The sequence below is a fragment of the Psychrobacter sp. SZ93C1 genome (genome assembly GCF_015864635.1).
In the GTDB taxonomy this organism is placed as follows: Bacteria; Pseudomonadota; Gammaproteobacteria; order Pseudomonadales; family Moraxellaceae; genus Psychrobacter; species Psychrobacter fozii.
Genome location: NZ_JADYWY010000003.1, coordinates 157,596 through 172,333 on the forward strand (window position 1 = coordinate 157,596; position 14,738 = coordinate 172,333).

General features: G+C 44.2%; 10 protein-coding genes. 1 reads left to right on the forward strand and 9 read right to left on the reverse strand.

What is annotated here, in order from left to right; genetic code table 11:
- Positions 1 to 31: 31 nt before the first annotated feature.
- The 9 genes from nrdA to I6E83_RS05385 form a co-directional block, all read right to left on the reverse strand.
- Positions 32 to 2,308, reverse strand: a complete 2,277-nt coding sequence (gene nrdA, locus I6E83_RS05345; protein WP_110922976.1) for a class 1a ribonucleoside-diphosphate reductase subunit alpha — start codon at positions 2,306 to 2,308, stop codon at positions 32 to 34.
- A 527-nt stretch (positions 2,309 to 2,835) separates the two neighbouring features.
- A complete protein-coding gene (locus tag I6E83_RS05350; RefSeq protein ID WP_194197613.1) occupies positions 2,836 to 3,156 on the reverse strand; it encodes a YbeD family protein in 321 nt (106 codons plus the stop codon).
- Between the two features lie 246 nt (positions 3,157 to 3,402).
- The gene (locus I6E83_RS05355; protein WP_197100263.1) at positions 3,403 to 4,329 is read right to left on the reverse strand and encodes a bestrophin family protein; all 927 of its coding nucleotides are present in this window, start codon (positions 4,327 to 4,329) and stop codon (positions 3,403 to 3,405) included.
- 273 nt (positions 4,330 to 4,602) lie between these two features.
- Positions 4,603 to 5,118, reverse strand: coding sequence for a DUF2798 domain-containing protein (locus tag I6E83_RS05360; protein ID WP_197100264.1), 516 nt, complete (start codon positions 5,116 to 5,118; stop codon positions 4,603 to 4,605).
- 33 nt (positions 5,119 to 5,151) lie between these two features.
- A complete protein-coding gene (locus tag I6E83_RS05365) occupies positions 5,152 to 5,946 on the reverse strand; it encodes a siderophore-interacting protein (RefSeq protein ID WP_197100265.1) in 795 nt (264 codons plus the stop codon).
- A 16-nt stretch (positions 5,947 to 5,962) separates the two neighbouring features.
- A complete protein-coding gene (locus tag I6E83_RS05370; protein ID WP_197100266.1) occupies positions 5,963 to 6,406 on the reverse strand; it encodes a MarR family winged helix-turn-helix transcriptional regulator in 444 nt (147 codons plus the stop codon).
- Positions 6,407 to 6,699: 293 nt separating this feature from the next.
- Positions 6,700 to 8,619 (reverse strand): RNA polymerase sigma factor RpoD, encoded by a 1,920-nt coding sequence (rpoD, locus tag I6E83_RS05375; protein ID WP_197100267.1) that lies wholly within the window; start codon positions 8,617 to 8,619, stop codon positions 6,700 to 6,702.
- Positions 8,620 to 9,124: 505 nt separating this feature from the next.
- Complete coding sequence (locus I6E83_RS05380) at positions 9,125 to 11,299, reverse strand: DNA primase (protein ID WP_197100268.1); 2,175 nt, start codon at positions 11,297 to 11,299, stop codon at positions 9,125 to 9,127.
- Between the two features lie 167 nt (positions 11,300 to 11,466).
- A complete protein-coding gene (locus I6E83_RS05385; RefSeq protein WP_197100269.1) occupies positions 11,467 to 12,558 on the reverse strand; it encodes an outer membrane protein assembly factor BamD in 1,092 nt (363 codons plus the stop codon).
- A gap of 965 nt (positions 12,559 to 13,523) precedes the next feature.
- On the opposite strand from I6E83_RS05385, the gene I6E83_RS05390 reads away from it, so the two are divergent.
- Positions 13,524 to 14,594, forward strand: a complete 1,071-nt coding sequence (locus I6E83_RS05390) for an RluA family pseudouridine synthase (protein ID WP_413787053.1) — start codon at positions 13,524 to 13,526, stop codon at positions 14,592 to 14,594.
- Positions 14,595 to 14,738: the final 144 nt, after the last annotated feature.

The window sequence follows — 14,738 nt, forward strand, 5'->3', positions numbered from 1 at the left end:
GTTCAAGAAAAATCGTACATCTAGAGAAATCCTAAATCTTACATGCACCGCCAGCACAATCATCTTCCATATCCGCTTGGGCATCGTTCGCACCATCACGAGTGTTATGGTAGTACAACGTCTTCACACCCATTTTATAAGCGTTTAGCAAGTCTTTTAGCAATATCTTCATCGGCACACGGCCACCAGCATAACGGACTGGATCGTAGTTGGTATTGGCAGAGATACTTTGATCGACGAACTTCTGCATGACAGCGACCAGCTTTAGGTAACCGTCATTGTTTGGCATTTGCCATAGTAGCTCGTACTGATCTTTTAGCGTCGTAATCTCAGGCACGACTTGCTTTAAGATACCATCTTTTGACGCTTTGATAGAAACCAGACCACGTGGTGGCTCGATACCATTGGTCGCGTTGGCGATCTGACTAGAGGTCTCAGACGGCATCAAGGCGGTTAGGGTAGAGTTGCGTAGACCGTGCTCAGTGATCTCGCCACGTAGCGTTTCCCAATCGAGATGTAGCGGCTCTTGGCAGATTTTGTCCAAGTCGGCTTTGTACGTATCAATCGGTAAGATACCTTGTGAATAGGTAGTCTCATTGAACGCAGGGCAAGCGCCTTGCTCTTTTGCCAATTTGTTTGACGCTTTCAAGAGATAAAATTGCAATGCTTCAAATGTCTGATGGGTTAGACCAAGCGCGCTGTCGTCTGAATAGCGCACGCCATTCTTGGCAAGGTAATAAGCATAGTTAATCACGCCCACACCGAGCGTACGGCGACGCATGCTGCCGTTTTGAGCCGCTTTGACTGGATAGTCTTGATAATCGAGCAGGGCATCAAGTGCACGGACGATTAGCTCGGCTGGCTCTTCGATATCGCTGACGTTTTCGACTTTACCCAAGTTGACCGCTGATAGCGTACAAAGCGCGATTTCGCCTTCTTCGTCATTGATATTATCAAGTGGCTTGGTCGGTAGGGCGATTTCCATGCATAGGTTTGACTGGCGAATCGGCGCAACCGTCGCGTCAAATGGGCTATGCGTGTTGCAATGATCGACGTTTTGGATATAGATACGACCCGTACTGGCACGCTCTTGCATCATTAGGCTGAACAAGTCGGCTGCTGGAATTTGACGGCTACGAATGCTTGGGTCATTTTCGTACTTGGTATATAACTCTTCGAATTTGTCTTGATCTTCAAAGAACGCATCATAGAGGCCTGGGGTGTCACCTGGTGAGAATAGCGAGATGTCTTGGCCTTTGATGAGGCGCGTGTACATCGTTTTGTTTAACTGGACGCCGTAATCCATATGACGGACACGGTTGTCTTCGACACCGCGGTTGTTTTTGAGTACCAGTAATGACTCAACTTCTAAATGCCATAGTGGGTAGAACAATGTCGCAGCACCGCCACGGACGCCACCTTGTGAGCAGCATTTAACCGCAGTTTGGAACAGTTTATAGAATGGGATACAGCCAGTGTGTTGTGCCTCGCCGCCACGGATAGGGCTACCAAGGGCACGGATGCGACCCGCATTAATGCCGATACCAGCACGCTGTGATACATAGCGTACGATGGCACTGGTGGTCGCGTTGATAGAGTCTAGGCTATCACCACATTCGATCAATACGCACGAGCTAAACTGACGCGATGGCGTACGTACACCAGACATGATAGGCGTTGGTAGTGAGATTTTGAATTGTGAGGTCGCATCATAGAAGCGCTTCACATAGTTCATACGCTCTGACTTTTCGTAACGGCTGAACAAGCACATACCGACCAGCATGTACAAGAACTGAGGGCTTTCAAAGACGGTTTTGCTCACGCGATCTTGGACGAGGTATTTGCCTGCCATTTGCTCAACAGCGGCATAGGCAAGATTCATATCGCGCCAGTGATCAAGGTATTCTTCTAACTCATCAAATTCAGCACGGCTATAGTCAGCTAGGATATGCTCATCATATTTGCCAGCATCAGTTAGCGTTTTGACATGATCATACAGATGCGGCGGCGTAAATTTGTTGTAAGCAATCTTACGTAAATGGAAAATAGCCAAACGCGCCGCTAGATATTGATAATCAGGCGTGGTTTCAGAGATAAGGTCAGCAGCCGACTTGATAATGGTCTCGTGGATATCACGAGTTTTGATGCCTTCATAAAACTGGATGTGCGATTTTAGCTCAACTTGTGATACCGACACATTATCCAAATTGTGAGCTGCCCACTCGATTACCTTATGAATTTTATCTAAATCAATAAGTTCTAATCGTCCGTCACGTTTGGTCACTTTGATTTTGTCGATATGTGTCATGCTGGCCTCTATTTTGGTTGCTTATATTATTCGTTAAACGGTAAAGCCCGCTCAACGTTTTTTATCGTACTGCTTATCTAAACACGCTATCTAAACATGGTAACTGCTGGCGTTAGCTGCTCTTTTTTTAGGCAAAAAATACCCAATACTCGTAGTGACGATTAAAATCACTGAGTACTACATATAGCGTGTTTATTAATTGGTAGGCACAATATAGCGGGAAAATTTTGAAAATACTATATTGATTTTAGAGTGAAACTATGTTGCTGAGGGCTTGTGTGTTGTCCAAATTTTGGCAAAGGACGATGGGATAAGGGTTAGACGCAAATGCGCTCATTATAAATTTTTTGTAAAAATATCGTGACGGTTTGATTTTTATTTTATCGGTTATTGTCGACTGATAATAGTGATCGTACTGGCGATAATGCGGGCGCAGATTGTACACCAAACCACAAAAAATCGCCACCCATATGAGTGACGATTTAGACGGAAAAGGGGTTGTTTTTTTCTAAACACCCATTACCTGTTTATACGACCATGCGAACTGTTTTGGCATTGTCCAATGACGCGTAAAGTGTATTCACTTGATCGGCGTCTGTGAGGTACAAATTGACGCGTGCTGAATGGAAGCGCCCCGTTTTAGACGGTTTGACTTCTATAGAGGCCAAATCAAAATCAGGGAACTGACTACCGAGGATCAGCTTCACTTCATTAAGCAAGCCCTCATGCTCGCCTTCATGACCAATGATGCTCAATGGGTAGTTCATTGGGAAATCCCACAAATCTGGATTTTGGATGTCTGTTCTTTTACCTTTTAAGACGCCTTCATTGGGTGTCATGTCAGTCATCGTGACGTCTTTGGCGTTTTGATTAGTAGCGTCTTTGGCGCTTTGATTGGTGCTGTTTTGATTATCAGTGTCTTTTGAATCATCACTCATGATATGTGCCTCGCTTTTATTAAAATTTGAGCTATTAAGAGAATAGCTTTATTGGCTATTTATAGTGGTGCTGACCTTATTATTCAAGTGATGGGGCACGGCAATTACTTTGATAGGGAACGCCACCACCTTATTATCACTCTCTGTCGCAAACAGCTACTGCAAATAACTGTTGATAGGCGCGATCTCAGGCGGTAGGTCTGTCTCTCCCATCGCTTCTAATAAGTTGATTTCAATCGTGCGTGACAATGCCATAAGTGGCAGTTGATTAGACGCAAAACCAAATGGCTCCTCTAGCTCTTCACTAAGGGCATCTAAACCGAAAAAGGTATACGCAATGACAGCACAGATGAGGGGAGTCGCCCAACCGAGCGAGGCCACCAAGCCAAAAGGCAACGTAATACAATACAGGTAAGTCGTACGATGCACTAGCAACATGTAAGCAAACGGCAGTGGTGTGTAATGAATACGCTCACAGGCTGCCAATACAATCGTCATAGACGTCAAGCGCTCGTCCATGTTTTGTACCATAAGTTCCGATGATAACTGTTGACGACGCACATCACCAAGCTGCTTACCTAAGAGGCGCATCAGATAATTAGGTAGGTTTTTCGATTGACGCATACTGTCATGATAGGTCGCTGCTACAAAAGGGTCGACATCTTGCCAAGGAGACGTACCGCGCAGCCGATGGCGCACAGCGTGAGAAAAGGCGATTGTCAGATGAATCATCGAACGTTGGGCATCGCGGCCAGCTTCGGTGTCATCATCTACAAATGAAAGCACTTGGCGGGCAAAGCTGCGAGAGTCATAGACCAGTTGACCCCATAGCCCTCGTGCTTCCCACCAACGTTGGTAGCTGGCATTGTTCCGAAACCCTAGAAACAATGACAATGCGATCCCTAGCAAGGTAAAAGGAGCCATACCATAATAAGGAAAAGAGTCAGGATACCAGTGTTGCACAATCGTTATGAGTGTGCTGAGAATGGCGATAAGTAAAATTTGCGGATAGACTTTCGGAATGACTGATCCACGCAGGGTAAGAAATATCTTAAGGGCGTTTGGTGTTTGCCGGACAATCATGTTGGCTCCCTAGCGACGATGTAGCGGATTTATATGGACTTGACTATATGCTGTTAAGTATTGAAGCCGTGCATTATACAATAGCGTTATTAAAATTTAAGGCTTTTTACCGTTGATTACATATCGGATATCATTTAAAAAAGTGATACACATCGCTAAATGCTATCAAACACAAGTTTGCTAACATGACTAGGGCGTGTTGAATAGTCAACACGCCCTAGTTGGTTTTTTATTGTGGCTAGATTCTTTAGGGTCTGTTAAACATTCAGATATTTAACTTTTCAAAAAGGCCTCAATTTTAGGCTTGATGGTCATGGACATAATGATCATTAATGTCAATCCTACTGGTAAGGCGACCAAAAACCCTTCTAACCAGCCGTTCAAAAATGCAGCTTGATCGGCAAAACCAATCGTCTTTGAGGCAGTACTAAAGGCCAACATAGACTCCATGATACAAGCCATCAATACGCCTGTAATGAGATTGCGTTTGTACGCTTTGGTATTAGGCAGCCTGTGATTAATGGTTTTTGTGATTAGACCCATTAATAAGAAACCAATTGGCATTATCGCATACGCTGCCAATAGCGCTCTAGACCAATCGTGAAAAAATGTATTGGAGTATCCAACATTCATATAGGTCATTACACCTGTTAATAGACCACCTATGACCGTCATCATGGTCAGTATCAATAACACTTTATAGAGCAACGGTGTTTTTTTAGTGCCACCAATGAGCAAAGTCTCGGTATTTGCTGGCATAGGATTTGGAGCCATAGGGTTTGGAGCCATAGTTATTTTCCTATCATCATAAAGAGCGATTAATTAGTCGGTGTTTTTCTCTGCTTGTCTATCGCTTACAGATTGGTCTTCAGCTACGCCTGCTTTCCAATAGGAAAAAGCATATAATTCATCCTTTGACCACTGTTGCTCGATTTTTAAATAATGACGCAGGGCTTTAACCGATGAAAACTCGCTAGCGATATAAGCGAAACGGCTTTGTTCAGCATTTGGTAAGGTGAGAGACTTTACAGTATCGACTAGCTGACTGCCTTGCATTGGATCTGGGTTATGTAGCCATGTCATGGTGATATTGGCTGGAGTGGGCAGCTCTTGCTCGTCTTCTGCACCATGCACTTCGATGATGCATTGACCGGTCGCGTTCTCAGGTAAGGTTTCTAGTATCGAGCCAAGTACGGGTATGGCAGTGGCATCACCAACCAACAGAATGTTATCTGTAGCAGGGCAAAGCGCTTTATTTTTTGGCTTCATTAAGATACCAATCTCATCGCCAATTTGAGCATGAGTTGCCCAACCTGAGGCAGGCGCTTCATCACCGTGAGCGACAAAATCAATCCATATCTGTTGTTTTTCGACATCGGCACCGCGATGCGTATAAGTACGGATAACGAAAGTAGATTTGTCCTCTAAGTCGAGAGGCTGCGTCTTGTCTTTAGGGATGAGTACTTTATTGTTGGCGCCGACTGTCATGGTGGCAATATTGGCGATCGTCTCTGCCTGACTTGTCAGGTATATACGAATATAGTGCGGGGTAATCATTTGTTTATGGGCAACGGTCATGATTTCTCGTACGGGTTTTTGATTTATTGTGTTGTTCATACGAATTTTTCCTTACTTATTTGTCGGTAGTCTTGTTGGTGCTAACGTTGTCTATCATGGTGCGACTGACGCGAAAGAACAGGGCAATATCGACAGGGCTCAAATCTTGAGTCAGTTGTCCTTTAGCCCATTCCTCTGCCGCATCAAGCTTTGCCATAATTGCCTCGCCTTTAGAAGTCAGTTGTAGTAATTGGCTACGACCGTCCAGTGGATTGTCCGTCTTAAGGATTAACTCAGCCGCTAATAGGTCATTTAAGGCACGAGTGATTTGCGCTTTGTCTCGTTGCATGTGCTTAGAGATAGATAGTGCGGTGCTCTTTGGGTTGTAACAGACCCCTTTTAGTGTTCGGATGTTTGTCACGGACAAATCCACACCTTGCTGCCGAATACCTTCTAATAATAGGTTGGTGTAGGTATGCATTAATTGATGTAGCGTTTCGCTCAATGAATTATCCGACATAAGAGAACCTTTAATATAGTTGATAGAAGCAACTATATAGAATAAGGTTGATAGTGTCAACTATAAATTGGTTTTTGACATTAGCATTCTGCCCATGATTAGATATTTTTAGATAAGAAAGCCTTGCAGGTAGGGAGGCATGATAAGGAGTATAGAAAAGAGGGATAGAAGGCTTTGTGATTAAGAAAATCAGTAATTAACGAGCAGGCACAAAAAAGCCGAGATATACTCGGCTTTTTTATTTTTCTAACTATTTAAAAACTATGAGCTAGGCTCAGTATTTCCTTAAAAATTTAGTCATTTTCAAGGAAAGAACGTAGGTGCTCAGAGCGTGATGGATGACGCAATTTACGTAGTGCTTTTGCCTCAATCTGACGAATACGCTCACGCGTCACATCGAACTGCTTACCGACTTCTTCAAGAGTATGGTCAGTAGGCATATCGATACCGAAACGCATTTTTAGGACACGTGCTTCACGCTCAGTCAGGTTGCCCAATACATCACGAGTTGCTTCTTGTAGACCAGCAGCCGTCGCATCATCGACAGGGCTTGAGATCGTACCATCTTCGATGAAATCACCTAGGTGTGAATCTTCATCATCACCGATAGGGGTTTCCATAGAAATAGGCTCTTTAGCAATCTTAAGCACTTTACGGACTTTGACTTCGTCCATCTCTAAGCGTTCGCCTAATTCTTCAGGCGTTGGCTCGCGTCCCATTTCTTGTAGCAACTGACGTGAGACACGGTTTATCTTGTTGATCGTCTCAATCATATGCACAGGAATACGGATGGTGCGCGCTTGGTCAGCGATAGAGCGGGTGATTGCCTGACGAATCCACCATGTCGCATAGGTCGAGAACTTATAACCACGGCGATATTCAAACTTATCAACGGCTTTCATCAGACCGATGTTACCTTCTTGGATCAGATCCAAGAACTGCAGACCACGGTTGGTGTATTTCTTCGCGATAGAGATAACCAGACGTAAGTTAGCCTCAACCATTTCTTTCTTAGCACGGCGAGCTTTTGCTTCACCGACAGCCATACGGCGCGCCACGTCTTTCATATCGTGGATTTTCATATCGAGCTTTTGCTCGTAATCACGAATCTTACGTTGTAATAAGATCACGTCATCAGTGACTTTTTCTAACGTAGCAGCAAAGGCAGGCTTGCCGCTTATACGCTCAATGAGCCAATCAACATTGGTTTCATTGCTAGGGAAGGTTTTACGGAACTCTTCACGCGGCATACGACCACGGCGGATCACCAAACGCATGATTTGACGCTCTTGCTTACGCACATCATCATAGACATCATGCATGATGGCCATGACTTGATCTGACAAGCGGTTATTCAGCTTCAACATCATAAAGCGTTCTGCGAGTAGGGCATAAGCAGTATCTGCTTGTACACTACCACGGCCATAATCGATTAGGGCTTGCTTGGCTTTGATGAATAGGTTTTCGATCTCTTCTAGACGTAGGCGTACTTCTTCTGGATCGATACCGCTGGTTTCTTCTTCGGCTTCTTCTTCATCACCGTCTTCGTCTTCATCGTCATCGTCAAGTGCGGCTTTTGCACTGGCTTTTGGCTTGACTGGTGGTGGGTTTTCTTTCTCTTCTTTGATACGCTCTCTTTCTTCTTTCGCCGCTTCTTTTGCTTCTTGAGCAGCGATTTTGTCTGCTTCGGTTTCAGGGTCTAAGAAACCAGTGATGACATCAGAGAGTTTTTTGTCGCCATCTTGTACTTTTTGATACTCGTCAAGGACGAACTGTACCGTACCAGGCCAGTAAGACATGGCATGCTGTACGTCACGAATACCTTCTTCGATACGCTTAGCAATGGCAATCTCGCCTTCACGGGTCAGTAGATCAACCGTACCCATTTCACGCATATACATACGTACTGGGTCAGTGGTGCGACCAGGCTCAGTCTCAACAGAGGCTAATACTGCCGCTGCCTCATCTGCTGCCATGTCATCATCACTTGAATCATCGTTCATCAAGATGTCATCGGCATCAGGGGCAGACTCAAAGATTTTGATGCCAACGTCGGTTAGCATTTGCACAATATCTTCGATCTGATCGCTTTCGGTAATAGAGTCGGGCAGTTGGTCATTCACCTCAGCATAGGTTAGATAACCTTGCTCTTTACCCATTTGGATTAAGGTGGCCAGTTGAGATGTGGACTTAGAAACTGACTTATCGTTCATAAATACTCGCTTACTTGCATCGGACATTTTTATATCGTGACGCGCTATCGCTGGCTGGGTGCGTTGATCTTATCAGTCGATTGATCAAAATATGGCGTAGAGGTTGTCAATAATATCAAAAATGAGTGGATATGAATAAAGGCTCAAAACACTACAATAACAATGCTGAAAAACAGCTAAACATTAAAAAAGACTTCAAAATAGCATTCATTAAAAACTGCTACTCAAAAATAATACCTAAAATTTGTGCCTGACGATGCATGCTTATGATAGTTCGCTAAGCAATGCTGCAAATATACAGCCGCATAGTTTAACACAGACCACAGTAATCAAGCACGAGACAGTGAGACTTACCGATCATTTTCTACTGATTATTTGCTATCAGTTGAATGTTTAACATTCTTTTAGATTCGGTTTTGACTACTCGGCATAATCATTAGTAGTGGGGGCAGCCACTGTATTTTTAAAGGGTTGATAGTTTATTCATCAAAAATGAAGGTCAATGTCAAGATTTAACCGTGGTCATTTGTGCTGACTGCTCGGCTTGCTGCGCACGTAGCCAGTCATTTAACAGCTGTGATTGCTTACGGACAATCGCCAGCTTAATATGATCAGGATTTTTAATCAGCTCCTGCATCTTTTTTTGCAGATGTAGCTTGAGCAGTTGCATGACTAAGTTTTCGACCAATTCATCAAGGCTTAAAATATTTCTTGCCGTCAAGGTTTTATAAAACCCACCCCAACTACGGCTGAGTGTTTCTTGAGTCATCGGTCGCACGTTGGACAATATAAAGTGCGCCGCTGCGTTAGCGTCTGCTGGTAAATATCTTAAGCAACGCTTAATCGTACTGACAATATCTAGCAGGTCGGTATCTTGTAAATCTTCCCAAGCAAGCGGCCGCAAGGTATCGCTCGCAGCTTTTTGTTTGATATGTGCAGGCAGTTGTAAGTCACTGATACCTGCCTGTTGCCAAATCGACTCAATGGGATCTTCGAGCAAGGCGCGCGGCTGGAATAAAAAGCACAGCTGCAACTGCTGACTGATGGTCATGTCACCATCAAAATCTAGCAGGGCGTCCTTGGCTTCGATATTCTGACTGCGTTTACCGCCCAGCTTTTGATAAACGTCATTGTTAAGCAAATACTTAAAACTACTGCCTTTGGGCAATGCCATGGTTAATGCGCGTACTTGGGACATGAGCTTGGCTTTACCTTCTACCAAGGTCAGATCGTAGCGCTCACTTAAATACGCAAAGATATACTGCGACAGAGGTATGGCATTGGCGATTTGCGCACGCATGGCATCACCGCCCTGACTTTTGATAAACGTATCAGGATCATGATTATTCGGCAAAGTTAAAAACCGTAATTCTTTGTCATCGGCAAGTACTGGCAGCGCAACTTCTAGGGTGCGCCAAGCGGCTTTTTGTCCCGCACTATCCCCATCGAAACTCAAGGTTAGGGTAGGATTTAACGTCAGTAATCGTGATATTTGGCTTTCATTAATCGCTGTGCCCATCGACGCGATGGCACCATAAATGCCCGCTTGATAGAGGGCGATGACATCCATATAGCCTTCGACCACGAGCCAGTCGTTGGCGCGCTGCTGGCGAGATTCATAATAACCATATAGCACATGCTGCTTATGAAAAACGGGCGAGTCGGACGAGTTGATATATTTAGGCTTTACTTCGTCGTCTAATGCTCGACCACCGAAGCCTATCGTACGGCCTTGATTGTCTCGAATCGGAAATATAACTCGATCACGTAGTAGATCATAATCGCGTCCAGACTCTGATTGGCGCACTAATCCCAAGGTTTTAAGCCCTTCAATATCCTGCGGAAACTGATGCTCAAGATGCTGCCAACCAAAGGGTGCATAGCCCAAACCAAACGTCTCAAAGATGTCTTCAGTGATACCGCGCGATAAAAAGTAATGTTTGGCATGAGGATGAGTCGTCAGACTATTCTGATAAAACTGCTGAATTTGCTCTAACAGATCGTATAGGTTGCCATCAGCATCGGCACTATTATCCATACCGTGTAGGTTGATGGTCTCATCGCTGTCGCTGAGCCAAGCTGGTGGGTAGCTCGTATCATCTGAATACTCTGAACCATAAGCATCTGCCGGATAAGGCGCAGAGTCGTAGGCATCTAGTGGTGGATAATCCTCGTAGCTATGAGCATCATCATAACTAGCCTGTGCCACATGGCTTGGTTCTATACCGCTTTGTTTTACACCGCCTTGGTCTGTGCTGTTCTGACTTAAGTTGCTTTGGTCGACAGCTGAGCTAGGCACAGACGGCAGTGAGCTTGATTTAGGCGTGGTAGGTTTAGGAACAGCAGGTTTGGGTGCACTACGCTGATAGCTAACGTTTTGCCGCTCTTCTTTAGGTACTTCGATGCCCGTTTGCTTGGATAGCTCGTTGACCGCTTCTATAAAGGTGAGGTTTTCATAATCACGTAAGAAGCTAATGGCATTGCCACCGACACTACAGCCAAAGCAGTGATAGATGTTTTTTTGCGGATTGACATAAAAAGAAGGTGATTTTTCACCATGAAAAGGACAACAGCCCTTAAACTCACCACCCGCTCTTTTGAGCGTAGTATGACGCCCAATAATACTGACTAAGTCAGCTTGGCTATTTAGTTGCTCAAGGATATGGTTAGGAATGCTCATACAAAAAACAGTTTACCATAGGTCAATTATGTTGGAACACAAAGCGTGTTATAGAAACAGAAAAATAAGGCCAACATGAGCGTTGGCCTTATTTCTTATGAGACAGCTTCTAAGTCATTCATTATTCACATTGAAAGAATGTGTTGAAAGTATTAGGGATTGACAGATTATGGGATGATAGGTGCATCTTGGTTTGGTTGGGTGATGCCGCGTGGTGGCTGACTGTTTTGCAGATCGCCATTTGTACCACGTGCAGGAGCAGCATTACTTGCTGGCGCATTGGCAGAAGCAGCATTTGCGCTAGGCAATCTTAGCTGGCTAGCATTACGAATCATCTGTGTTTTGGTTGCACCATTGTAGTTGCCTGACGCTACTGACTCATCGTCTACGCTTGAACGACCAAGCTTACCAAAGGTGATTTTGTTCAGCCAAGTGCTGTCACGTTTGGTCTCTAGTTTCACACTGCCATCACTGGTTAACCAGCTTGGATAGTTAATCTGTAATAGGGTTTTGTACTCATTTGCCAAATCCGTTAGACCTAGTTTTTCATTGCTATAAGCTAGCGTGGCAAGGGATTTTGGGATGGATTCACTGAGTGGGTAGTACTGGAATACCCATTTGGCACGGTTGGCAGCGGCGACATAAGCTTCGCGCTCGATGTACCAGTTGGCAGCACTCATTTCGCTTTCAGCAAACTGATTGTAAATGAAAGTCATACGCTGTGCAGCATCTGGTGTATAAGGGCTGTTTGGGTATTTATTAACAAGCTCTTGGAAGTTGGCAAAAGCAATGCGTAAATAAGCGGTATCACGTTCGGCTTGGTTCATTTTGAACAGTTTTAAGCCTTCTGATGATCCTTGCATGTTTGCCACGCCGCGCACATAGTAGGCGTAGCTTACTTGTGGATTAGAAGGGTATAGACGAATGAACTGTTCAGCGCTTGCCGCTGCCATTTCATATTTACCGCCTTCATATTGTGCGTACATCATATCGAGTAGTGCTTGTTCAGCATATTGCCCGGTAGGGTAGAAGGTACGTAGGTTGGTCAATTCTTCGATAGCTTGTGTGTGGTGGCTCTTATCAAGCTGTTCGATGGCATCGTTATAATAACTTTGCTCTGATTTTTGAGCGGTTTCTACCGCATCGACGTCAGCACCGCCAGTCAGGTTCTTAAAAGTTTGACAACCGACTAGGCTTACACTTAGCGTAAGTAGAGTTATTGAGGACAGTTTGATAAACGTATTGCCAACAGCTTGCATACTTCTTCTCCGACACGAGGCGCATAATAACAGCAGCGCTATTATGCTACATAAAAGGTTAATAATAAAAAACGATGCTTTGAGGCATCCGCTAACTGTCTAGTATCAAGCATACTCATCGTCGAGCAGCCTCACCATCAACATGGTTTTTATTGAATGCAGTTTATTATAATGGTGTATGGGCTTAACAGACCCTAATAAAAACGTTATTTTTTAATTCAGTGCAATAGCATACAGCAAAACATAGTCATACTTTATAGAATAACGTTTGCTTCGTCTATTTTTTCGATATGTGCAATCTATCGTATTGGATATTCGACCATGACAGTGGCAAAGGTTTTTTTGCAAGATCTAAGTCAGGTCATGGTTGCCGAGCCGCAGTACTTATAGTGCTAGTATCTATGAGATGGCTGGCAATACGGCTAGCAATAAGCCACATAATATCTGATTTCAGTTCGGCATTTTAGCATGAGCGGCTATCACGAGCGATATCGAATGTCGCTGATACCGATAAATATACAGTAAATTACAGCAATGTCATATTTTAGAGAGTTAACCGGAGATACTGAGTGTGTGTAAGTTATCATCAAAAATGACAGATAACGAGCAGCTTCTATAGGGCTTAAGCACTCGGCATGGTACACTATCGCGATATTGCTGCCGATTTTTTTGACGATGATTGCTATTATGATAAGCAATAAATACGTGACTGGCAGTCTGATTTTTTGTAAAATTTTTAAAAAGTTGCCTGACAGAATGAGGTTAGGCGCTTTGCTATGTATTAATTTATTATGAATAATAATGCTATAACCACCCATTTACCACCGAATCAATCGTTAGATACTGATTCATCAGCACAAGAGTCACCGATGACAAATGACGTTTTAAAAAATAGTGAGTTACTTGACGACAATCAGCCAGCGCTTGATGAGCAATTGCATGATGATGCGATTTCAGAAGAAGTGATGCGACCAGATAGTGATGCAGATGACATCGATGATGGTGATATTGACGATAGCGACATTGACGATAGCGATGATGATGAGCCTTCAGTTTCGGGTCCAGCTGTTCCAGTAGCGATAGAGTTGACCCATACTGTCACAGAAGATCAGTCAGGTCTGCGTATCGATAAGGTTGCCTCGCTAGCATTCAAAGACTTCTCGCGTGTGCAGATACAAGGCTGGATAACTGACGGTAGCTTACTCTATAACGGTAGTGTGCAAAAACCAAAGGTTCGTGTCAAAGCTGATGATGTGTTGCATCTATCAACAACGCTAGAGCAGCATAGTGAAGACCAACCAGAAAATATAGACATCGATGTCGTCTATGAAGATGACGACGTATTGGTTATCAACAAACCTGTCGGCATGGTCGTGCATCCTGGTGCTGGCAATCAGACGGGTACTTTGGTCAATGCATTACTGTATCACTATCCGCAGCAGCACCATCTACCACGTGCAGGTCTGGTGCATCGGATTGATAAAGACACTTCTGGACTGTTGCTTATCGGGAAAACCAAACCTGCTCAGATGGCACTGATGGAGCAACTAAAAGACAAGTCAGTCTATCGTCACTATCAATGTGTGGTGGCAGGTGATAAAGCAAGCCTAACGCGCCATCGTCATATTGATGCACCAATCGGTCGTCACCGCAATCAACGTACCAAAATGACTGTGATGACAGCAGGACGTGAGGCAGTCACTCATCTATTAAATGTGACGCCGCTTAATGGTAACTACTGTCTATTAGATGTAGGACTGGAGACGGGTCGTACTCACCAGATTCGTGTGCATTTAAGCCACATTACTTATCCGATAGTGGGTGACCGCGTCTATGGTGGCCGTCGTCAGTTGCGAGCCGGTCTCACAGAAGCACAGCGTCAAACGATTAATAACTTCCCGCGCCAAGCCTTGCATGCTTATACGCTAGGTTTTGTACATCCAACGACAGGTGAAGATATGGAAGTCACCACGCCACTGCCTGAAGATATGCAACAACTCATAGCCGTACTTAGTGATGGTTATGATGCTGAGTAAGCAATTATTCAGAGTAGTTGTGTAAAGTATAGTGTGTTCAATATGGTTTAGAAGAGGTTAGACAGGCGAGTGAAAGTACTACAAACAGTAGACGATACTAGCCTGACATAAATTTGACTCTTTATTATCTACGCTATATAAGCT